4 protein-coding genes are annotated in these 26797 nt (G+C 33.3%); 2 read left to right on the top strand and 2 right to left on the bottom strand.

The window, feature by feature from the left end; all coding sequences use genetic code 11:
• The first annotated feature begins 296 nt into the window (after window positions 1-296).
• Entirely contained in the window at window positions 297-13871 is a 13575-nt protein-coding gene (locus tag H9W90_RS09890) for a DUF8693 domain-containing protein (RefSeq protein ID WP_187481439.1), read from the top strand.
• A 314-nt stretch (window positions 13872-14185) separates the two neighbouring features.
• Here the strand turns inward: H9W90_RS09890 and H9W90_RS09895 are convergent, their stop codons facing one another.
• Entirely contained in the window at window positions 14186-15790 is a 1605-nt protein-coding gene (locus H9W90_RS09895; RefSeq protein WP_187481440.1) for a helix-turn-helix transcriptional regulator, read from the bottom strand.
• Window positions 15791-16052: 262 nt separating this feature from the next.
• Between H9W90_RS09895 and H9W90_RS09900 the strand changes: the two genes are divergently transcribed.
• A complete protein-coding gene (locus H9W90_RS09900; protein ID WP_187481441.1) occupies window positions 16053-25679 on the top strand; it encodes a cadherin-like domain-containing protein in 9627 nt (3208 codons plus the stop codon).
• Here H9W90_RS09900 and H9W90_RS09905 read toward each other — a convergent pair.
• Complete coding sequence (locus H9W90_RS09905; RefSeq protein WP_187481442.1) at window positions 25630-26706, bottom strand: ligand-binding sensor domain-containing protein; 1077 nt, start codon at window positions 26704-26706, stop codon at window positions 25630-25632. The genes H9W90_RS09900 and H9W90_RS09905 overlap by 50 nt on opposite strands.
• Window positions 26707-26797 lie beyond the last annotated feature (91 nt).

Below are 26797 nucleotides of genomic sequence, written 5' to 3' on the forward strand. Positions count from 1 at the left end.
ACTTTATTAACCATTATTTTTAACTCTTTTGCTTTAACTACATATTAATTTAGTTTTAATAATATAGTAAAACATTAATGTAAGTTCTAAAGAAACTAATGACTAATTAAATATTTAGTGTGACTTTTAAAATCATTGAGTGTCATAAAGATGTAATAACAAAGTGTAAAATAGTTTAATATAATAAATTTAGCAATTAATCAAAAAAATGATTAATTTTGCAAATTCACTAGATTTAATTATTATCATAATCAAGTCTAAACATTTCCCCCAAAAACATAAACAAATAGTATACTATGAAAAAAAGTTTTTTTCAAGTAACTGAATTTGGGGAAATTCAGTGCTTATCTAAAAAAAATGCATCAAAAAAATCAATAGGTTTTTTAACTGTGCTATTTTTATTCCTTTTTAACTTTCAATCTTTTTCACAAACTATTACAGGTACAGGTTCTAGAACTACTACCTGCGGTACATGTACACCTGTAGGTTGGTTTAACACTGGTGGATCTCCAGATGTTTCTAACAGAAATAACGCTGGTGGTCAAGGCACCAATGGTGGTAATGCATCTTGGATTAGTGCACCATTACCATTACCTCCTACCGGAGATATTACTTGGATTTCCATGAGAGATGTTGGTAACTTAAATACGTTACCAGAAGAATCTGTAACTACTAATATGGGTGGTCTTGTTAATGGAAAATTATACAAACTTTCTGTTTACCATATGACTTCTATTAGTAATTATAATGGCGTAGGTGGTGACCCTTACTCTCGTAAATTTATAGACGCTTTCGATTACCAAATTGATGGAAATGCAAGACAAAAGATACCAGTAATATCTTCTGCACATAACAACTGGGTTGAAAAAGCTTATATTTTTAAAGCTGAACCTAATGCAAGTGGTGAAATGACATTAATTTTTTATCCATTAGATAATGTAGTTAATCCTTTTGATGGAAATGGTAACCCTACTTTTGATAATGTAGAATCGATACACATCGCAGTAGAATTAAACGCTGTAGAGGAATTAGATTCAGATGGCGATGGAGTTCCAGATACAATAGATATAGATGATGATAATGATGGTATTTTAGATACAGTAGAAAGTACAGTAAATGGAACAGTATACAATCCTTTAGGAGATGAAGATGGAGATTTACTTCCAAATTATTTAGATACAAGAGATGATGGTACTGGAGATGGAAGTACTACCAATTATAACGATATTAATGGAGATGGAGTTGCAGACATATTCGATTTTGACAATGATGGAGTTCCAAATCATTTAGATTTAGACGCAGATGGTGATGGTATTCCAGATATTATTGAAGGTCAGCCAACAGCAACTTATATAGCTTTTACAGGGAATGTTGGGGCAAATGGTTTAGATAGCGCTTTCGAAAATAACGATTCACCTACCGCAACTAGTTATACACTCGTAAATACTGAGAATGCAGGTAATCCAGATTATTTAGATTTAGATTCAGATGGTGATGGACAATCAGACGAAGAAGAAGCTAACATTACTCTTACTGGAGATGTTGGTGTAAATGGTTTAGATAATTCTTATGATAATGGAGACGATTACACTGACCCAAATGGTATTTTCGATAATACACAAACAGACAACTTTCCAGACTCTACTGTCGGTGGAGATGTAGATTGGAGAGATGCATCAACCTCAAAAGATACAGATGGAGATGGTGTAGCAGATGCTGTAGATATAGATGATGATAATGATGGTATTATAGACACGGTAGAATGCCCAAGTGTAGCAGGAAGTAATGCAACTGCAATACAAAGTAGTACTAGTGTTACTAATCCTACCGATGCTATTGGGTCAAATAATGCTAGAGCAACCTTAAACGACATTGCAGATGTATTGGTAATAGATTTAGGGACAATTGTAGCTAAAAATGCAATTATAGAAATTGAGTCTCGTGTGACTAGTAACATTAATCACTTTATGAGTGTAGATCAATCTCTAACTGCAGCTACATCTAGCTATACAAATGCAAAATCTTATTCATGGACTACAGTAAATACTGAAGAAAATAAGCAATATAAATTAACATCAGCAGCAAGATACATCAGAATTAAATTAGCTGTAGATGGTGGTGGTTCATTACAAATAGACAATGTTCTTTACAAAAGTTTTCAACCAATTTGTGATTTCGATGGAGATGGTATACCAAATATTAGAGATTTAGATTCAGATAACGATGGTATTCCAGACAACATAGAAGCACAAAGTACATTTAATTATTTAGCACCTTTAAATCTTGATACAGACAATGATGGTCTAGACAATAGATATGATACGACTCCTCTTGGAAATTCTAATGGGTCAGGTTCTTTAGGTTTAACACCAAATAATCATGATGCAGTAGATAATCAAGATTACTTAAATACAGATTCAGATAATGATGGTACTACAGATAGAATAGAAGCTGGCTTATCTTTAAGTGGTGTTGTTGGTAAAAATGGTTTAGATAACAATTATGATAATGGTGATAATTATGCAGATGTTAATGGTAATTTTGATAATACACCTTATGGTGAAATTCCAAATACAAGTGCAACAGATTCTCCAAACAACGTAGATTTTAGAGATGCAAGTACTGTGTTTTTAGACACCGATGGAGATGGTGTACCAGATTCTGTAGATATAGATGATGATAATGATGGTATTTTAGATACTGAAGAGGATGGTACATGTAATGTATCGACATATAATTTTACAAGCCAAACAAGTGCTGAAACTAATTGGAATTTTGAAGCACCTGGGGGGAATAATCTGCAAGGCCCTGATACTTATCGTCGATGGTCTTGGGATAATAATGACACTACCTCAAGTGGTGTTGGTCCGAACACTGGGCAAGGAGATGCGGGCTATGTATATACAGAAATGTCTTCTACTGGAGTTAATGGAGATATATTTATAGCAGAATTAGATGTACCTTTCGATGCAAGTGATCGTAGTATCAGCTTTAGTTATTACTTTGGTTATAGAGGAGATGTTAATGACGGAAACATACAGTTACAATCTAATGAAAACGGAGCAGGATGGGTAAATAGAGGTAACGCTGAACAACTAGATCAACAAGGTATAGCACAGAACGGCACTTTTGCTTGGCTTCAAAAAACAGTAGATTTAAGTGGTTTAATAAGTGGAAATGCTACAAGGTTTAGACTTGTAATCACACAAGGTACAACTGGTACAGTTTGGCATAAAGATGTTGGTTTAGATTCAGTAACAGTTTCTTCATGTACTATAAGTAAAGATATAGATGGGGATGGCATACCTAACTCTTTAGATTTAGATTCAGACAACGATGGTATTCCAGATATTATAGAAGCACAAAGTACAAAAGATTATACGAAACCTTTAGGTTTAGATTCAGATAACGATGGTTTAGATGATGCTTATGATTCTACACCAAACGGTGCTTCTTCTGGTGCAGGTTCTTTAGGTTTAGACCCAACTAATACACATGGTCCTTCAAATCCAGATTATATTAATTTAGATGCAGATAACGATGGTATCTTTGATATTATTGAATCTGGTAGTGGGTTGTCAAATGACGGAAGTGGAAAAGTTACAGGAGCTGTTGGTGTAAACGGTTTAGTAAACGCATTAGATAATGGCGATAATTATGCAGATGTAAATGGTAGTTTTGATGATACGCAAACAGACAATTTCACAGATGTAGATGATGATGCTAATTTTGGTGGAGATGTAGATTACAGAGATACAACTTTCGATTTAGATACTGATAAAGATGGGGTTCCAGATGATACAGATTTAGATGACGATAACGATGGTATTTTAGATTCAGAGGAAACTGGAGTTTGTGGAACTGATAATACAGTTGCAAGTGTAACAGGTTTTGAAGGAATACTATTTGATATGCCAGATCAAGATACTTGGTCGTTTATTAATGCTTCTAATCAATTTCCTGATTTTAATCAAACACAAATAGCAACGTTTGATTACGTAGAATATAAAAATACAGACAATGCCTTTAACGTAAGGTTTGCTAATTCACCAGTAAATCTTTCAGGATACTCTAAAGCAACCAACTATAATGGTTCCAATGTACCAAATGGTTCTGAAGATGCTGCCATTTTATTTACTAAAACAATTACAACTGTAGAAGCAGGAGTATATCAAATAGATTTAGGGTATGGAGATGACCATATTGTAGTATATCATAACGGTAATAAGGTGTATTCAATTCAAAATGCATACAATTCAACTACTAATAATAATGCAGTAAGTATTAGCAGTGTAATACCATCAATAACACTTAATACAGGTGACGTTTTACAATATCTTTTAATAGAAGAACATACTGGTAACACTAATATCGATATTTATGGAACAAAACTTACTGAAATTGGTGGTGGAGAAAAAAGATGTGTAATTGATACAGATGGTGATGGAATTCCAAATCATTTAGATTTAGATTCAGATAACGATGGAATTCCTGACGTTATAGAGGCTGGTGGTACAGACACTAACAGAGATGGTATGGCAGATGATGATGATGATAATGCAGACAATACTGCAACTAATGGTATTCCAACTTCTGCAGGATCAGGTCAAACACCAAGAAACACAGATACAGACGGTATTCCAGACTATCTAGACATAGATGCAGATAATGATGGAATTCCAGATAATATAGAAGGTCAACCTTCTAACAACTATAAAGAACCAAGTGGTATTGCAACAGGAATTACAGATGTTAACAATAATGGTGTAGATGATACTTACGAAATTGGTGCCATTATTGGTTTAGAAGCAACAAACACAGATAATACAGATACTCCAGATTATATAGATTTAGATGCAGACAATGATGGTATTCCAGACATTCAAGAAAACGGAGACACAGATAACGTTGCTTCTGGAGACGATGCAGATAACGATGGTTTAGACGATGTTTTTGATGATAATAACGATACAAGTATTTCAGGTTTTACAGTTAATGATGGTTTAGGTGCAAATAATAAAGTAACAGACGAAGCTACATTAGAAACGGCTTATGGAGATTCAGACAATGATTTTCCACTTCCTGAAACTGGTGATTTAGACTATAGAGATGCTACAGACACAGATAATGATGGTATACCTGACAATGTAGATTTAGATGACGATAATGATGGTATTCCAGATACTGTTGAAAATGCATGTGATGGTAATTTAAATTTACTTAAAGAAGATTTTGGTGTAGCTGCCAGTGGTACTGTAAGCCCTAGTGCAGGTGTTACTTTGGCGTCTATAGATCCAGGTGTTTCTACTGCATATGGTTACGTACAATTAAACAGCCCTCGTACTAACGATTTACAAGATAACTTTTATTCTGTTTTTAATAATATTCCAGAATCGGCTAGTTGGGCTAGTCAAGGTAGCGAAAGATGGCAAAACATTGGAGACCATACCAGTGGTAGTGCAACGCCTACAATCGATAGGATGCTTATGGTTAATGCAGGTACTACATTAGATGTAATTTATCAAAAAACCTTAACAGGAATAACTGCAGGTGCTGCAATAAATGTTTCTTTTTGGGTATTAAATTTAGATGTCGATAAACCAAATGACCCAGGAACTAATAATAGAGCGTTACCTAACATACAAGTAGAACTTATACAAAACGGTACTATTTTAGGAACTGCTTTAGGTACTGGCGATATACCACGTGTAACAAAAGGAGATATTAGTGCATGGAAATTTTACAGTCCTACTACCCCAATAATAGCATTAGATAATAGTGATATTACATTTATTATAAGGAATAACGTTGCTAATATTACTGGGAATGATTTAGCTATAGATGATATTTCTGTAACACAATTATGTATATCAGATACAGACGGAGATGGTATTCCTGATTCTTTAGATTTAGATTCAGACAATGATGGCATTCCAGATTTAGTAGAAGCAGGAGGAGAAGATACAGACGGAAATGGACTTATTGATGATATTAACACTGATGGTACCTTAGTAAATGATTTTGACAATGACGGTTTAGACGATCGTTATGATGCAGATGTTACAGGTGGAACAGATGGTAATGCGATAACAAATCCAGATACAGATGGAGATGGTATTCCAGACACCCAAGATTTAGATGCAGACAATGATGGTATTCCAGATGTAGTAGAAGCAGGAGGAACTGATGTAAATGGAGATGGTAAAGCAGATAATTTTGTAGATGTAGATAATGACGGATTCAACGATGTTGTCGATGGAGATGTTGGTCAAGATGGTACTTCAGAAAACACAGCCAATGCATTAGTTGTAACTGGAGATGATGCTAATAACGACGGTAAACCAGACACCTACCCTAATGGAGATTCAGATAATGATGGTCTTCCTAATCACGTAGATTTAGATGCTGACAATGATGGTATTGCTGATGTAGTTGAAGCTGGTGGAACTGATGTAAATGGAGATGGTAAAGCAGATAATTTTGTAGATGCAGACAAAGATGGATTCAACGATGTTGTTGATGGTGATCCAACCAATGCATTAGCAAATGGAACAGATACTGCAGGTGCTAACACAGCAAATGCTTTAATTATAACAGGTACAGATACAGATAATGATGGTAAACCAAATACGTATCCAAATGGAGATACAGACAAAGATGGTATTTTAGATCATTTAGATTTAGATGCTGATAATGATGGTATTGCTGATGTAGTTGAAGCTGGTGGAACCGATGCAAATGGAGATGGTAAAGCAGATAATTTTGTTGATGCAGATAATGACGGATTCAACGATGCTGTTGATGGAGACCCAACCAATGCATTAGCAAATGGAACAGATACTGCAGGTGCTAACACAGCAAATGCTTTAATTGTAACAGGTACAGATACAAATAATGATGGTAAACCAAATACATACCCAAATGGAGATACAGACAATGACGGTATTTTAGATCACTTAGATTTAGATGCTGACAATGATGGTATTGCTGATGTTGTTGAAGCTGGCGGAACAGATGCAAATGGAGATGGTAAAGCAGATAATTTTGTAGATGCAGACAAAGATGGGTTCAACGATGCTGTTGATGGAGACCCAACCAATGCATTAGCAAATGGAACAGATACTGCAGGTGCTAACACTAGTGGTGCATTAATCTTAACTGGAGCTGATACAGATAATGACGGTAAGCCAAATTCTTACACAAAAGGAGATACAGATAATGATGGTATTTTAAATCATTTAGATTTAGATGCAGACAATGACGGTATTGCTGATGTAGTTGAAGCTGGTGGAACTGATGCAAATGGAGATGGTAAAGCAGATGGTTTTGTAGATGCAGATAATGACGGATTCAACGATGTTGTCGATGGAGATCCTACCAATGCATTAACAAATGGAACAGATACTGCAGGTGCTAACACTAGTGATGCATTAATCTTAACTGGAGCAGATACAGATAATGACGGTAAGCCAAACTCTTACACAAAAGGAGATACAGATAGTGACGGTATTTTAGATCATTTAGATTTAGATGCTGACAATGACGGTATTGCTGATGTTGTCGAAGCTGGTGGAACTGATGTAAATGGAGATGGTAAAGCAGATAATTTTGTAGATGCAGATAATGATGGATTCAACGATGTAGTCGATGGAGATCCAACAAATGCATTAGCAAATGGAACAGATACTGCAGGTGCTAATACTAGTGATGCATTAATCTTAACAGGTGCAGATACAGATAATGATGGTAAACCAAATACGTATCCAAATGGAGATACAGACAATGACGGTATTTTAGATTATTTAGATTTAGATGCTGACAATGACGGTATTGCTGATGTTGTTGAAGCTGGTGGAACAGATGCAAATGGAGATGGTAAAACAGATAATTTTGTAGATGCAGATAATGACGGATTCAACGATGTTGTTGATGGAGATCCAACCAATGCATTAGCAAATGGTACAGATACTGCAGGTGCTAACACAGCAAATGCTTTAATTGTAACAGGTACAGATACTGATAATGATGGTAAACCAAACTCTTATACAAAAGGAGATACAGATAGTGATGGTATTTTAGATCATTTAGATTTAGATGCTGACAATGACGGTATTGCAGATGTTGTTGAAGCTGGTGGAACAGATGCAAATGGTGATGGTAAAGCAGATAATTTTGTAGATGCAGATAATGACGGATTCAACGATGTTGTCGATGGAGATCCTACCAATGCATTAACAAATGGAACAGATACTGCAGGTACTAACACTAGTGATGCATTAATCTTAACTGGAGCTGATACAGATAATGACGGTAAGCCAAATTCTTACACAAAAGGAGATGCAGATGGCGATGGAAAATTAAATCATTTAGATTTAGATGCAGACAATGACGGTATTGCTGATGTAGTTGAAGCTGGTGGAACTGATGTAAATGGAGATGGTAAAGCAGATGGTTTTGTAGATGCAGACAAAGATGGATTCAACGATGTTGTTGATGGTGATCCAACCAATGCATTAGCAAATGGAACAGATACTGCAGGTGCTAACACAGCAAATGCTTTAATTATAACAGGTACAGATACAGATAATGATGGTAAACCAAATACGTATCCAAATGGAGATACAGACAAAGATGGTATTTTAGATCATTTAGATTTAGATGCTGATAATGATGGTATTGCTGATGTAGTTGAAGCTGGTGGAACCGATGCAAATGGAGATGGTAAAGCAGATAATTTTGTTGATGCAGATAATGACGGATTCAACGATGCTGTTGATGGAGACCCAACCAATGCATTAGCAAACGGAACAGATACTGCAGGTGCTAACACAGCAAATGCTTTAATTGTAACAGGTACAGATACTGATAATGATGGTAAACCAAATACATACCCAAATGGAGATACAGACAATGACGGTATTTTAGATCACTTAGATTTAGATGCTGACAATGATGGTATTGCTGATGTAGTTGAAGCTGGCGGAACAGATGCAAATGGAGATGGTAAAGCAGATAATTTTGTAGATGCAGACAAAGATGGGTTCAACGATGCTGTTGATGGAGACCCAACCAATGCATTAGCAAATGGAACAGATACTGCAGGTGCTAACACTAGTGGTGCATTAATCTTAACTGGAGCTGATACAGATAATGACGGTAAGCCAAATTCTTACACAAAAGGAGATACAGATAATGATGGTATTTTAAATCATTTAGATTTAGATGCAGACAATGACGGTATTGCTGATGTAGTTGAAGCTGGTGGAACTGATGTAAATGGAGATGGTAAAGCAGATGGTTTTGTAGATGCAGACAAAGATGGATTCAACGATGTTGTTGATGGTGACCCAACAAATGCATTAACAAATGGAACAGATACTGCAGGTGCTAACACTAGTGATGCATTAATCTTAACTGGAGCAGATACAGATAATGACGGTAAGCCAAACTCTTACACAAAAGGAGATACAGATAGTGACGGTATTTTAGATCATTTAGATTTAGATGCTGACAATGACGGTATTGCTGATGTTGTCGAAGCTGGTGGAACTGATGTAAATGGAGATGGTAAAGCAGATAATTTTGTAGATGCAGATAATGATGGATTCAACGATGTAGTCGATGGAGATCCAACCAATGCATTAGCAAATGGAACAGATACTGCAGGTGCTAATACTAGTGATGCATTAATCTTAACAGGTGCAGATACAGATAATGATGGTAAACCAAATACGTATCCAAATGGAGATACAGACAATGACGGTATTTTAGATTATTTAGATTTAGATGCTGACAATGACGGTATTGCTGATGTTGTTGAAGCTGGTGGAACAGATGCAAATGGAGATGGTAAAACAGATAATTTTGTAGATGCAGATAATGACGGATTCAACGATGATGTTGATGGAGACCCAACCAATGCATTAGCAAATGGAACAGATACTGCAGGTGCTAACACAGCAAATGCTTTAATTGTAACAGGTACAGATACTGATAATGATGGTAAACCAAACTCTTATACAAAAGGAGATACAGATAGTGATGGTATTTTAGATCATTTAGATTTAGATGCTGACAATGACGGTATTGCAGATGTTGTTGAAGCTGGTGGAACAGATGCAAATGGTGATGGTAAAGCAGATAATTTTGTAGATGCAGATAATGACGGATTCAACGATGTTGTCGATGGAGATCCTACCAATGCATTAACAAATGGAACAGATACTGCAGGTACTAACACTAGTGATGCATTAATCTTAACTGGAGCTGATACAGATAATGACGGTAAGCCAAATTCTTACACAAAAGGAGATGCAGATGGCGATGGAAAATTAAATCATTTAGATTTAGATGCTGATAACGATGGTATTACGGATATTGTTGAAGCTGGCGGAACAGATGTAGATAGAGACGGTTTAGAAGATGCTTTTGTAGATGCAGATAATGATGGGTTTAATGATGTTGTGGATGGAGATCCAACAAACGCATTAGCAACCGGAACAGATACAGCAGGTGCCAACACCAGTAATGCAACAATAGTTACGGGTGCTGATACAGATAATGATGGAAAACCAAATACATATCCAAATGGAGATTTAGATACAGATGGAAATCTAAACCATTTAGATATCGATGCAGACAATGATGGTATTCCAGATAACGTAGAAGGACAACCTTCTAAAGGTTATATTACACCAAGTGGACAAGGTACAGGTATTACAGATGTAAATAACAATGGTGTAGATGATGTTTATGAAGATATTCCAAATAATTTAGTTGGTCTATTAACAGAAAACACAGATATCACTAATGATGCAATACCAGATTATTTAGATACAGATTCAGACAATGATGGTATTTTAGACATCGCAGAAAACGGAGTTCCTGCACATAATGTATTATCAGGAGGTGATGTAGATGGAGATGGTTTATACGATATTTTTGATGAAAATAACGATTCTAGTATTTCAGGATCTACTGTAAATGATAATCACAATCCACCTAGTGTTGCCGATTTAGGTGATGTAGACAATGATTTTAATACAATTGGAGATTTCGATTATAGAGATACAGGAGCAAATGGAACCCCAATGATTACGCAAGTATATCAATTTGGTTCAGAAAGATGGATTGAAATCACAAACATTAGTACAACAAATAGTATTCCAGCAAATCTTATTAAAATTCAATTATATAAAGATAAAACAGGAGACCAGTTAGGAGTACTTCCAGATGTTAACTTTATCGTTCCTGCAGTTCTAGATCCAGGAGAATCTGTATTATTTAGAAACTCTTCGAATGTGATCACTAATTTCGATAATTCAGAACCAGCAAGAGTAATCACAAATGATGCACTTACAGATATTGGTGGAGCAAATGATATTATTACTCTATCTGCTATTACAGATAAAGGTTCATATAACTTTAGATACGATGCTGTTTCAGGTTTTGCAGATAAGACCTCTTATGTTAGAATCGATGAGACATTAGTACCAAATAAAGACTATACACCTAGCGAGTGGGTTGTATTTGTAAACGATATTGTAACAGATCCAGATTATTTAGATCCGTACAAATTGTTAGGAGATGGAGGTCCAGAAAGACATCCACATGATCCTCTTATTTCAGAAATCATTAATTCTAACACAGATGCCAACACAAGATTAGGTTTGCATAGAATCAATGTTACTACAAGAACAGGTAATGTTTGGAATAACGGATTCCCAGATAGATCTAGGCACACAGTTGTAGAAGAAAACTACAACCATATTGGTAGTAGATTAAGCGCAAGAAAACTTGTTGTGAATAACAATAGTAAATTAGCAGTTACAGATGAGTTATTAGTAGTTACTAATGACATCACTTTAACAAATTCTAATGATGAGATTCGTTTAGTAGGTACTTCACAATTGATACAAACCCATACAGGAACAACTAAAGTATCTGGTAGTGGAAAACTATTAGTAGACCAAAACTCAACAGTACCTAGTTTGTATAGATACAATTACATGAGTTCTCCAGTAAATACTATTGGAGCAAACACCTACTCTTTAGAAACTGTTTTAAAAGACGGAACAACACCTTTAGATGCTACATCTAGTATTGGAACGATTGCTAAAGACATTACTTTCGTTGGAGGTTATGATGGAGCAACAACAGATCCTATTACGCTAGCAGAACACTGGGTATATTCATATTCACCAGGATCTAACGGAAGATCTAATTGGGCTCATAAATATAGAGGACTTCCTTTAGATAAAGGAGAAGGATATATATTTAAAGGACCAGGAAGACCACAAAACTACACGTTTTTAGGAACTCCTAACGATGGTAACTTTAATACGGTTGCGCCTGTAGGGGCTAATGAGTCTTATTTAATAGGAAACCCATTCCCGTCTGCAATGAGTGTTAAGAAGTTTATTGAAGACAATATAAACTCTACCAATGCAACATTATATTTTTGGCAGCATGTGTCAGAAAGTACTGTTGACGAAGGTTCTGCCGGACATAATTTTGCAGGATACATTGGTGGGTATGCTACAAGAAATATCTCTATGGGGGTTACTGCAAATGACCCTTCTGCAAATGCTCCTTTTGAGTATACTGTAGAAGTAGAAGATGCAGATGAGTATAATGTTTCTATTACACAAGATCAAGCTTTAGATGTAGCAAACATGAACACCAATACTAGCTTTGTAAAGTTCTCTAACATCTCTAGAGGTTTAGATACTTTAAGAGTTGTGTACAAATCTATGGTAGATAAAAACATAAAAATTAAAATAGACAATGCTGATAAAGGAAACTTTGTATTTCAACATACAGATGGTTCTTATGACGAGGGTTATGTAATTATATGTATAGAACCTGGTAGTGATGTTACATTAACCTCTAACGACACCAACGACTTTTTCGTAGACAGTGTCATCTTTAAAGATGATGGGAAAATTGTATGTGCACCAAGTACAGGTGGTAGCCAATATGCAGATTCTTACACGGCTCCAGAACCTTACATTGCCATTGGACAAGGATTCTTTGTACAAGGAGATGCAACAGATGGTGGCCCAATTGTCTTTAACAACAGTCAAAGAGAATTTAAAACAGAAGGAACAGGTTCTTCTGTATTCTTAAGAGGTGAAAGCGCTAAATCTGATGAGACTACTGGATTTGAGTTACCTATTATAAAACTAGGAATGAACTACCAAGACGACCAAGGAACAAACCTTCACCGTCAAATTGGAGCCTCTTTTCATTCATCAAATTCTTTTGCCTTTGAAAAAGGATATGACTCTGAAATGTATGATACCAATACTACGGATTTCTATTGGAAGTTTCCAAATGATGAATTAGGCTATGTAATTACAGGAGTGCAAGAAATCTCTAATGATTTAGAAGTTCCTTTAGAAGTAATCATGAATAAAAATGGTTTAATTACCATTACAATTGATGAGATGAAATACATTAACAATCAAGATGTATTTATCAAAGACAAGCTTACAGGAGAAACACAGCAAATAAACGATAAAAGTGCTGTATACCAATTAGAAAAAGGTACTTACACAGACAGATTTGTGTTATCTTTTGTAGAGAATTCTACTTTAGATGTAGATGATAACATCAATGAAGAATTACAGAAAACAATCGCTGTGTTTATGGACAACGCGAATAAAGAAATGGTGATTCAGAATTTAGATAACCTAGAGATTACCAAAGTGCAATTGTTTAACATACTTGGACAAAAAGTAGCACAATGGAAAAACCTAGAATCTAAACCAGAGAACAGACTAGAAACTAAAAATTTAGTCAACCAGATTTACATTGTTAATGTATATACCAACAAAGGAAAAATTAGCAAGAAAATAGTTATTGAATAACTATAATAAAAAAACAAAAAGCAACGAACTCTAAATAGAGCTTGTTGCTTTTGTTTTATAAAAAATCCAACTAAAAGGTGGTTCTTAAAAGATCTTTTTTAAACATTTTATCTTTTAATGCAATTTTTAAAATTTCCCCAAAAAATTTTAATCCCACCTTTTATTTAGGGTTTTATAACTAGAGAAAGCCTATTCCCTACTCCTATAATTAGAAATGAAACTAATTAAAGTATCAAACAAAACTATTTCATTAATAGATTTTAAATAGTCATTTTAAACTCATCTAAAAAAACTGTATGAGAATTTATTAACTCTTAAGAGTTAGAATCTATAGTATTACTAGAAAATGATTCTTTTAAATAGTCTGAAAGTTTAAAATCTTTTTCTTTAAGGTTTAATTTATTAGTAATTCTATACCTTTTACTTTCCACAGATCTTACAGATGTATTTATAAAAGCAGCAATTTCTTTACTCTTAAAATCCATAAATAAGTAGTAACATATTATTCTTTCAGAAGAATTTAATTCTGGGTGTTTTATAGATATTTCATTAAAAAATTCAACATTTAGTTCGTTTATTAAATCTAAATGACTTTCTCCTTTTGCTAATAATACAGATGAATTATGGTGAATTTCTTTATGAAGTTCTTGAATCCTTTTCTTTTGCTCATCAATCGTAGTAATTGAAGAAATAGTTTTTACTTCTTTTTTTATTTCAGCAATATAATTTTCGAGACCTTTAACTTTTACTTTTAATTTTTCATGATTGTTTTGTAAAAAGGTATACTCTTTTTTCCTTTTCGAAAATTCTTCAATTTTCTTCCTAATTTTTTTTTGCTTAACAATTATAAAAACAATTGAACCAATTAATGAAACAGTTAAAAATAAAATCCAATTTCTATTTAAAAATTTTTTTTCAGTTTCTATTTTTAAGTTGTTAGAAGTTTCCAAAAAAGACTTATTAATATTATAACTTGCATTAAGATTTTTTTCAATTAAGTTTTCATTATGCAGTTTTAATGAATCAATGTAGTTATTTTTTGCGGTTGCATCATTAACTTTTTCAAAGTAATCTAAGTAGTTTTTAAAATGTGATTCTTTATCAGAATTATTCATAAAATCACGCATTTTATCAACTTTATTAAGAAAATGGAGTGCAGAATCTAATTCATTCCTTTCTAAATGCAGATGTTGCATACAGATGTTTAAAGTAACTTCATGTATTTTATATAGTGATGTTGAAATAGTAGTGTCATTTTCTAATTTTCTAAATTCTTTAAAATATTTTTCGCGATTTACATCATCATCTAAATGAATATAATTAGAAGTTAACATAAACAAAGCATACATATAATAAAAAGAGTCATCTTTAATAGATTTGTAGTATGTTAATTTAGGTATGAGTAAGTCGTTACATTTCTTGTAATTTTTACGATTAAATTCGGTAAATGCTCTCATTTGCATTACATCTATGAGACCTTTTTCATTGTTATCTAATGTGTAAAATTTTTCTGCTTTTTCTAAATAATCCAACGCAGTTGAATCTTTTTTTATAATGTATAGGTTGTAAAACAATTCAATACTTGAAGCACCAGCCATTTCATAATTCTTTTCTTTTTCTGCATATTTTAGAGAAAGAATATTATAATGATACACTTCTGCATCATCACTTAAAAAACTGCTTATTACAGCTTTAAAGTGATAATATTTAGCAACATGGCCTTTGATATTATTCTCTAAAGGTTTAGGTATGGAATCTAAAAAATCATTAGCAATACTTGGAAAATCATAAATTTTTGCATCTGCTGAATCAATAAATCGAACATATTTATTAGAATCAGCTTTTTGAGCAAATGATGTAATGCTAAAAAAAAGAAAGTTTATTACAATTAATTTATATAGATTTTTTGATTTCAACATTTAGAATTACTTGGGGATGAATGAATATAACAAAAATAAGAAAGGTTTAGTAAAGAAAGCTAATATTAACTTTAAACTATCTCTAGTATATAAGATAATGTTTTATTGATAGATATTTCTTTTTTTAAAATAATTACTTTATCTAATTATTGCGTGGTAAGTGAGTAGTACAATACAAGCCTTTATTAACTGAATTACTACATATTTGTGTACATAATTAAATTTTAATTTTTCCACTAAAATTCACATTAATCAAGTTAATATGAAATCCTACAAAAAAAACACTTTTTCAAAAGTATTAGCAATTCTCATTTTTTGCTTTACATTAACTTTAAGTGCACAATTAAAACCTAAATTTAGTGCAGCAAAAGGTCCTACTCGTTTATCTGGGAGTCCAGCAAGTAATACAGTTGGTGCTAAATACATTTATCAGAATGTAGTTGTAAATCAAGATGGAATTACAGTAGATGCAGTTGTAACTATTGTAAATATTTCACATGCAAATATTGGTGAAACTGATGAAAGTACTTACGGTTCGGATAATCGTTTTCAACCAACAACAAGTATAACTCAAGGTGGTGGTTATGTGGAATGGGAAATTAATTTTGTTGCAGACGGAACTGTAACTAATGCTTCAGATATAGGTACTCCTGTTGTTTTAAATAATTTTTCTGTTGAAGCAATTGATGTTGATGGTAGAGAATTTTTTAGTGCAGTTGTGGCAAAATCGTATGTTTTAGAAGGAGGAAATAATTCTCTTTTAACAGTTTCGCAACCACATGCTCCATTTACAAGATTTCAATCGCCTTCTGGAAGTATAAACGGAATTTCTACAAACCCAAGAGCAGTAGTAAGAATCGATTACGAAAATGTAAGTACAATTAGATTTAGAAATGGAGATGCAACAACCTCTTCTTATGCAAGATTACATTCTGTAAGTTTTTTAAAAGAAATTAATTTTAGTAATCCACAAACTACAACTTTAAACACTGCCCCAACAGTTGTAGATAATTTAGGGAATACTATAAATATAGGCACAACTTTTTCTGGAAATATTTTAACGGGTGCAAATGATGTTGATGGAAATATAGACTTAACTACAGTGAAGTTAATTGATCCAAACAATACCGCTAACCAAGGAAAAGTAGGTTCACCTTTGGTAATTTCAAATGTGGGAACATACACAGTAACAAACAATGGTAGTTTTGTTTTTACACCAATAGTAACTTTTGCAGGTGATGCTTCTATAAAATTTACTGTTGAAGATACTTTAGGTTTGCACGCAGAAAACGGAACATTGGGTATTTTAGTTATTGATAATGATAACGATAATGATGGAATTGGAGATACTATAGATTTAGATGATGACAATGACGGAATTTTAGACACCGTAGAAAATAATGGAACAAATCCAATTCTTGATGCGAATAATAATGGAGTTATAGATTATAAAGATCCAGCAACTCCAGGGTTTATAGATACAAATTCAGATAATATAGATGACAGATTTGATATTGATAAAGATGGAAAAATAGACCAATTTGATACAGATTCAGATGGTGATGGTTGTCCGGATGTTAGAGAATCTTTACATGTAGAAAGTACAGTAAAAGCTGGTGAAGTTCAAGGAACAGGTTATAGTTCTAACGGAAAAGTTAAAGGTTTTACAACAGCATATACAGGTACAAATGCAAATGTTGTAACGGCAGGTGTTGCAGAGGCTATAACAGCTCAACCAACTGATAAAACAATCATTTCTGGTGCTAACACATCATTTACAGTAGCAACTACTGGTAATGTTTTTCAATGGGAAGTTAGTTCTGATAATGGTACAAGTTTTCACACAATTTTAAACAATGGTGTTTATAGTGGAGTACATACAAATACTTTAAACATAACAGGGGTAACAGTTTCACAAAATAACTACTTATTTAGATTAAGAGTTTCTAAAACAGATTATGTATGTGAAGTAATTTCTAATCAGGCAAAATTAACGGTATCTTCTAACAATCCTCCAGTTGCAAATAGTTCTGCAATTACAGTTGCAGAAGAAAGCAAAAATACTGCATTAGGTTTAACAGCACCATCAGACCCAGATGGAAATACATTAACAATTACAGTTACAGGTTTACCAACTTTAGGAGTTGTTAAAAAAGCAAACGGAACAGTTGTTGCAAATGGAGCAACGTTAACTTCTGCTGAATTAGTTGGTTTAATTTATGATGCACCAACTGCTTATAATGGTACAGACAATCCTGGAGATTTTACATATTCAGTTTCAGACGGAATTGCACCAGCAGTTTCTGGTGCTACTGATATTACAATAACAGCTGTAAATGACGCGCCAGTTGCAGTTGCAGATTCTGGAACAGCGGCAGAAGACAACCCTGTAAATATTGCCACTATTAATGTAAATGATACAGATGAGGATGGAACAGTAGATCCTTCAACTATTATATTAATAGATCCAACAGATGCAACAAATACAGGGAAAACAGGAACTCCTTTAATTATTGCAGGAAAAGGAACTTATACTATTGATGCTTCAGGAAATTTAGTATTTACACCAGAAGCAAATTTTAACGGAACTGCTAATATTAAGTATACAATTAAAGATGATGCAGGGTTTACATCTAATGAAGCGCCATTAAATATTACTGTTACTCCGGTAAATGACAATCCAATTGCAAATCCTGATACAAATGCAACAACACAAAATGTTACTTTAAATGTGAATGCTGCACATGGAGTTTTAAAGAATGATTCTGATGTAGAATCATCAAGTTTAACTGTTTTAACTTTTGTAATTACTGGAGACGGTGCAACTTATAATGCCAACCAAACAGTAACAATTGCAGGTGTTGGAACTTTGAAAATAAATGCAAACGGAAGTTATGTTTTTGTGCCAAATAATGGTTATGCAGGTTTAATACCTGTGGTAACATATACTGTTTCTGATGGAACTGGAGGAACTGCTTCATCAACCTTAACGATTACGATTAAAGTTGATTCAGATTCAGATGGAATTCCAGATGTAATAGATTTAGATGATGACAATGATGGAATTTTAGATACACAAGAAACTCCAGGAAATGTAAATCCTGATGCAGATTCAGACACAGATGGAACACCAGATTATAAAGATCCAGATTACGGAACTTTAAACGCAAGCGGAATTGTTTCAACTTTTGATAGAGATTCTGACGGAAAACCAGATCATCAAGATACAGATTCAGATAATGACGGTTGTCCAGATGTTAAAGAAGCTGGTCATACAGAAAGTACTACAAAACCAGGAGAAGTTAATGGAACAGGAATTGGTGTAGATGGTAAAGTTACCGGTTTTGCGACTGCTTATACAGGTACAAACATCAACGTAACTACTGCAGGTACAGCAGTTGTTGTGAGTTCTCAACCAACAAATAAAACAGTATTTGTAGGTGCAAGTACAACTTTTGAAGCTACTTCTACAGGTTCAGTTTTTCAATGGCAACAAAGCACAGATAATGGCGCAACTTTTACAAATATTGCAAATGGCGGAAAATATGCAGGTGCAACTACAAAGAAATTAACGGTTTCTAATATTGCAATTACAGAGAATAATTATTTATATAGAGTTGTAATTTCTAAAGCAGATTATGTTTGTAGCACAATTTCAGATGCAGGAAAATTATCAGTTAATAATACTCCACCAGTTGCTTTAGATGATTTAGGAAACTCAACTCCAGAAGATACACCAATTACAATTCCAACAATTGCAGGGAATGACACAGATTCTGATGGAGCAATCGTTCCATCAACAATTATTTTAATTGATCCAAATAATCCTGCAAATACAGGAAAATCAGGAACTCCATTAGTAATTGCAGGAAAAGGAACTTATACAGTAGACCCACAAGGTAACGTAGTTTTTACACCTATTGCCAACTTTAATGGAACTGCAGATATAAAATATACGGTAAAAGATACTCGAAACATTACTTCAAATGAAGGAACGGTTGGTATTTCTGTTTCGGTTGTAAATGATGCACCTATTGCCAATAATGTTTCAGGAACAATTAATGAAGGAGATGTTTTAACACTTAATACAATTACATCAAATGATACGGATGTAGATGGAACCATAGATACAACGTCTATCATTTTAATAGATCCAAATAATCCTGCAAATGTAGGAATGACAGGAAATCCGTTAGTAATTGCAAATGTAGGAACTTATACAGTTACTGGTTCAGGAACATTGGTTTTTACACCAGTTGCAAACTATTATGGAAATCCGAATATCAATTATACCGTAAAAGATAATTTAGGTTTAATTTCAAATACAGCAATTATTAATATAACAGTAAATGCTGTTAATGATGCACCAATTGCAAATCCAGATACAGCTACAACACCAGAAGATGTTACCTTAAACATTACAACAGTTGATGGTTTGTTAAAAAACGATACAGATGTAGATGGTAACACAATGATTGTTACCAAATTCGTTGTTGAAGGAGTTTCAGTTACTGTAGACCCGAATATTGGAGGAAAAAGAACAATTGCTAATAAAGGAGAATTAACAATTAGAAGAGATGGAAGTTTTGCTTTTGTACCTGTTTTAAATTTCCACGGAACAATTCCGCAAGTAATGTACACTGTTTCTGATGGTGTAAATACAGCAACAAGCACTTTAGATATTACAGTTTCTGATGTAGATGATGCACCAATAGCAAATCCAGATGCAAATACAACCAACGAAGATGTTATTTTAAATGTTTCTGCTTCAAACGGAGTTTTAAAAAACGATACGGATATTGATGTAGGAACAACTTTAGTAGTTTCAAGTTTTATTATTGATGGAATTGCAGGAACTACAAATGCAAATGGTACAGTAACAATTCCAAATGTTGGAACTTTAAAATTAAGTGCAAACGGAAGTTATACCTATACACCTTTTGCTAATTTTAATGGCAATGTTCCTCAAGTAACGTATACAATTTCAGACGGAATATTAACAGCAACAAGTACATTAGATATTACTGTAATTCAAGTAAATGATGCGCCAATTGCTTTGCCAGATACAAATACTACAAATGAAAATACAACCTTAACAGTTGCAGAAGTAGATGGTTTATTAAAGAATGATAATGATCCTGATGGACATGGAATAAACATAATTCAATTTGTTGTAGAAGGAGTAGTTGTTGATGTTCCAGTTGATGATCCAGCAGGAGCTTCAACATTAATTCCAGGAAAAGGAACGTTAACAATCACAAGAAATGGTAGTTATACTTTTGTACCAGTTACTAACTTTAACGGAAAAGTACCTCAAATACATTATACTATTACAGATGATGTTAATACAGCAAATGCAACTTTAGATATTACTGTAAATGCTGTAAATGATGCCCCAATTGCAAATCCTGATACAAATGTTACTAATGAAGACATTACATTAACTGTTTCTGCTCTAAATGGAGTTTTAAAAAATGATACAGATGTTGATGAAGGAACCACCTTAAATATAGTAAGTTTTGCAATCAACGGAATTGCAGGTACAACAAATGCAGGTACAACTGCAACAATTCCTACTATTGGAACTTTAAAAATGAATGCTGATGGAAGTTATGTTTTTTCTCCAGCATTAAATTATAACGGAGCTGTACCACAAGTTACATACACTGTTTCTGATGGAACGCTAACAGCAAGTTCAACTTTTGATATTACAGTAAACCCAATAGATGATGCACCAGTTGCAAATCCGGATACGAATTCTGTAAATGAAGATACAACCTTAACAGTTTTAGCTGCTAATGGTTTATTAACTAATGATACAGATATAGAAAACGATCCTTTAACAGTTAGAAAGTTTGTTGTAAACGGAACAACAGTTCCTGTAAATGCTACAACTGGCGGAACCACTACAATTCCAGGAAAAGGAGATTTAACTATTAAAGCTGACGGAAGTTACACGTTTGTACCAGTTGCCAATTTTAACGGTGCTGTTCCTCAAATTGTGTACACCATTTCTGATGGTTCAAAAACAGCAAATAATACTTTAGAATTAACAGTAAACCCAATAAATGATGCGCCAATTGCAACCAATGATGTTGCAGGTACAGATCCTGGTGTTGCCGTTAAAATTCCAGTTTTATCAAATGATACTGATATAGATGGAGACGTTTTAACAGTAAGCAATATTACAGTTGCTCCTACAAGAGGAACTGCAGTTATAAATGCTGATGGAACAATAACCTACACACCAAATGCAGGAGTAACAAATGGAACAGATACATTTACTTATGAAATTTCTGATGGAAATGGAAACAATATAACAGCAGTTGTAAATATTTCAATTCCTGTTTCGCCATTTCCACCAGTTGCAAATGCAGATACAAATTCTGTTGATGAAGACACAACTTTAACGGTTACTGAAGCAAATGGAGTTTTAAAAAATGATACAGATGGTAATTTAGATCATTTAACTTTAGTTAGTTTTATTATAGACGGAGCTGCCGGTACAAACAATGCAGGAGATTTAGTTGCAATTCCAAATGTTGGAAACATTAAATTAAATTTTGATGGAAGTTATGTATTTACACCAGTTCCTAATTTTAACGGAAATGTTCCAGATATTACCTACACAATTACAGATGGAACTGCTACTGCAAATGCAAGTACTACTTTAAAAATAACTGTAAATCCTGTAAACGATCATCCAGTTTTAGTAGCAGATGTAAATTCAACAACCGAAAACACACCATTAAATGTAGCTGCTGCAAATGGAGTTTTAGCAAATGATACAGATATTGATGGCGATGCAGAACACGTTACTCAGTTTGCAATAAACGGAACAACATATCTTGTTGGAACAACTGCAAATATTACAAAAGGTTCAATTCACATTAATGCAGATGGAGGTTACGTATTTACCCCAGCAACTAATTTTAACGGAGCTTTTCCACAGGTAACATACACAATGACTGATGGAACTGATATTTTAAGCAGCACATTAGACATTACAGTTGGTGCAGTAAATGATGCACCTGTTGCAGTAAAAGACACAAATTCAACAAATGAAGATACGTTACTAACAGTTGTTGCTTCAAATGGAATTTTAAAAAATGATTCTGATGTAGATGGAGATGCAATTACAGTGAGCGCAATTTCAATTGGTGGAACTGTAAGAACAGTAGGTACAGATATCAACTTAACAGAAGGGGTTTTAAATTTAAAAACTGATGGAAGTTACACATTTACACCAACACATGATTTTAACGGAAACGTACCACAAGTTACCTATACAATTTCAGACGGAAATTTAACAGCAAGTTCAACATTAGATATTACTGTTATTCCAGTAAATGATGCACCATTAGCTGTGGCAGATTTTGGTGCAACAAATGAAGATGTAGTTTTAACAGTTTCTGCGGAAAACGGAATTTTAAGCAACGATTCTGATGTTGATGGAAATTCATTAACCGTAACCAAAACAATAACACAAGTTTCTATTGGAACAACAACGTATAATGCAGGTGAAACAGCTCATTTAACAGAAGGAAATTTAGTTGTAAATTCAGACGGAAGTTATACTTTTTATCCGGCATTTCATTTTCACGGAAACGTGCCACAAGTCCATTATGTAGTTTCAGATGGCGAGCTAACATCAAGTTCTACGTTAGATATTACCGTAAATGCTGTAAATGATGGACCTACTGCAGTACCAGACACAAATAGTACAAATGAAGATACTATTTTAAATGTAGTTGCAGCAAATGGTGTTTTAAAGAATGATACTGATGAGGAAAATCTTCCATTATCGGTTACTAAATTCCAAATTAATGGAACCGATACTAATGCAGGAACAACAGCAACAATAACTGAAGGGACTGTAAAATTAAATGCAGATGGAAGTTATGTGTATACACCGGCGTCACATTTCCACGGTAATGTTCCTCAAATTACTTATACTGTTACTGATGGAGATAAAACAGCATCATCAACATTAGATATTACAGTAATTGAAGTAAATGATGTTCCTGTTGCAGTAGCAGACACAAACAGCACAAATGAAGATACACCATTAAATGTATTAGCTGCTGATGGAGTTTTAAAGAACGATTCTGATCCAGAAAATCATGCTTTAAATGTTTTAAATTTTGAAGTTAACGGAATACCTTATAATGCAGGAGCAACTGCAACACTTACAGAAGGAACTGTTAGAATTAATCAAGATGGAAGTTACGTTTACACTCCAGCATTGCATTTTAAAGGAACTGTTCCTGTAATTACATATACAATTTCAGATCAAGTTCATACAGCTCATAGCACATTAACAATAACTGTTGATAATGTAAATGATGTACCAATTGCTTATGCAGATACAAACAGTACAAATGAAGACACCATTTTAAATATTGATGTAGCAAATGGAGTTCTTAAAAATGATTCTGATTCAGATGGGGATACTATAACAGTAACAAAATTCCAAATTAACGGAACAGATTTTAATGCAGGAACAACTGCAACAATTACAGAAGGAACTATCAAAATAAATGCAGATGGAAGTTATGTGTACACACCAGCTTCACATTTTGTAGGAACTGTCCCTCAAGTTATGTATACTATTTCAGATGGAGTTCTTACAGCAACAGCAACATTAGATATTACAGTTTCCAATATAAATGATACACCAACTATAATTGCAGATACAAATACAACTTTAGAAGATACTCCTTTAACTGTTTCAGCAGCAAATGGAGTTTTAAATAATGATACAGATTTAGATGGAGATGTAATTACCGTTTCTCAATTTACAATTAATGGTACAAATTATCTAGCAGGAACTTCTGCAACAATTGCTTCGGGAGTTGTAAAATTAAATGCTGATGGAAGTTATACGTACACACCAACATTAAACTATAACGGAACTGTACCAACAATTACTTATACAGTAACAGATGGAACAAATACTGCGCATACAACATTAACAATTACAGTAACTTCTGTAGATGATAATCCTGTTGCAGTAGATGATACAGCAGCAACAGACCCAAATACACCTAAAGATATTCCTGTGTTAACAAATGATACAGATATAGATGGAGATGTTTTATCAGTAAGTGCAATTACAATTCAACCAACAAAAGGTGCAGCAGTAATTAATGCAAACGGAACGATAAAATATACTCCAGGAGCAGGATTTAATAATGGTTCAGATATTTTTACCTACCAAGTTTCTGATGGACAAGGAGGTTTTGATACAGCAGTTGTAACAGTTGTTGTTCCTAAATCTTCTTTTGCACCAATTGCGAATCCAGATACAAATATTACTGATGAAGAGGTTACGTTAACTGTTGCAGATGGTGATGCAAAAAGCATCATCAAAAATGATACAGATGCAAATTTAGACCCAATAACGGTTGTTAATTTTACAATCGGTGGCGTTACTAAAATTGCTGGTCAAACTACAGTGGTTACAGAAGGTTCTATAACTGTAAATGTAAATGGAGGTTATGTTTTTATACCAACACCAAACTTTAATGGTAAAGTTCCTGAAATTCAATATGAAATTTCAGACGGAACTGTATCAGCAAATGCAACAAGTACTTTAAACATTACAGTAAATCCTGCAAATGATGCACCAATTGCAAATACAGATTCTAAAACAATTAATGAAGATGAAGTTTTAACAGTTTCTGCAACAGATGGATTGTTAATGAATGATACAGATATTGATGGAGATGTTTTATCAGTAAAAGAATTCAAAATAGGAATTACTACTTATCAAAAAGGAGAAGTTGCCCATTTAACACAAGGTAATTTGTTAATACTTGCAGATGGAGGTTACACATTTACACCAACAAAAGATTGTTATTCTTATCTTTTGCTATACTTCTTGTAAAGTTGTTAGAAAGGCTATTAATATTATTTAATTGATGTTGAATTTTATAAAAAGGAAGTTTTTTAGGGTTAAAATAGTTTATACCACCACCATAAGTGGCTACCCATAAAATACCATCTTTACTTAACTCCAAATCATATATTCCGTTACTAGAAATTGAAGTAGGATTATTGGAGTTTTGTATAAAATGATTTAAGGTTTTATTTTGTGCATCTAAATGATAGATTCCATCTCCATCTGTAGCAACATAAATACTTTCACTATCTTTTGCAATAATATCTTTTATAGGATTTTTAAAATCTCTTAAAACCTTATTAAAAGACACTTCATTTAACATTATCTTTAAATTGAAAACCACACCTTGTTTTGTGCCAACATATACAGTATTTCTTACACTACTTAAATGATATATATTTTTAAGTGCTGAATCTAAATCAATTTCTTGTATATTATTCTTACTAATATTATAAATAAAAAGCCCTTTTTCTGTACCAAAAAATATTTTATTAGAAGCTATTGTTAAAGCTTCAATAGGTTCTTCAAATTTTTTAAGATTTAATTCTTGTGTTTTTGTATTATATTCCCACAAACCATTAAAAGCACCAATCCAAATATTTCCTTCAGAATCCTCATCAATACTAGTAATTAGAGAAGGATTTATATTATTTTTATTCTGAATTAAATCAAATTTATCTAACTCTTTATTATACAAACAAACTCCTTTCTCTAAACCAGCCCAAATATTATTTTTACTATCAATAAAAATTTCTGTTGTTCTATTACTTAATGTTTCTGGTAATCCATTATAAGTATTATAGTTTTTGTAGTTAACAGAATTATGCTTTAGAATACCTTCTTCAGAACCAATCCAAACATTCCCATCTTTGTCTTGCTTAATTGCATAGGTAATACTTTGAGTGGAAGCATTTTCTCCTGACAACTGTAAAAATTCTACTGTGTTTTGTGCAATTACAGTTTGAAAGAAAATAAATGTAAAAAAAGAAAATAATTTTAATTTAAAATTCAATTTTTGTTGATTTTAGAAGTAAAAATAATAAATATTAAATGATTTACTAATTAATACATCCTTTATTATGCTCTAAAAGAAAAGCCACATT

Source organism: Polaribacter pectinis, from assembly GCF_014352875.1.
GTDB classification, from domain to species: Bacteria; Bacteroidota; Bacteroidia; order Flavobacteriales; family Flavobacteriaceae; genus Polaribacter; species Polaribacter pectinis.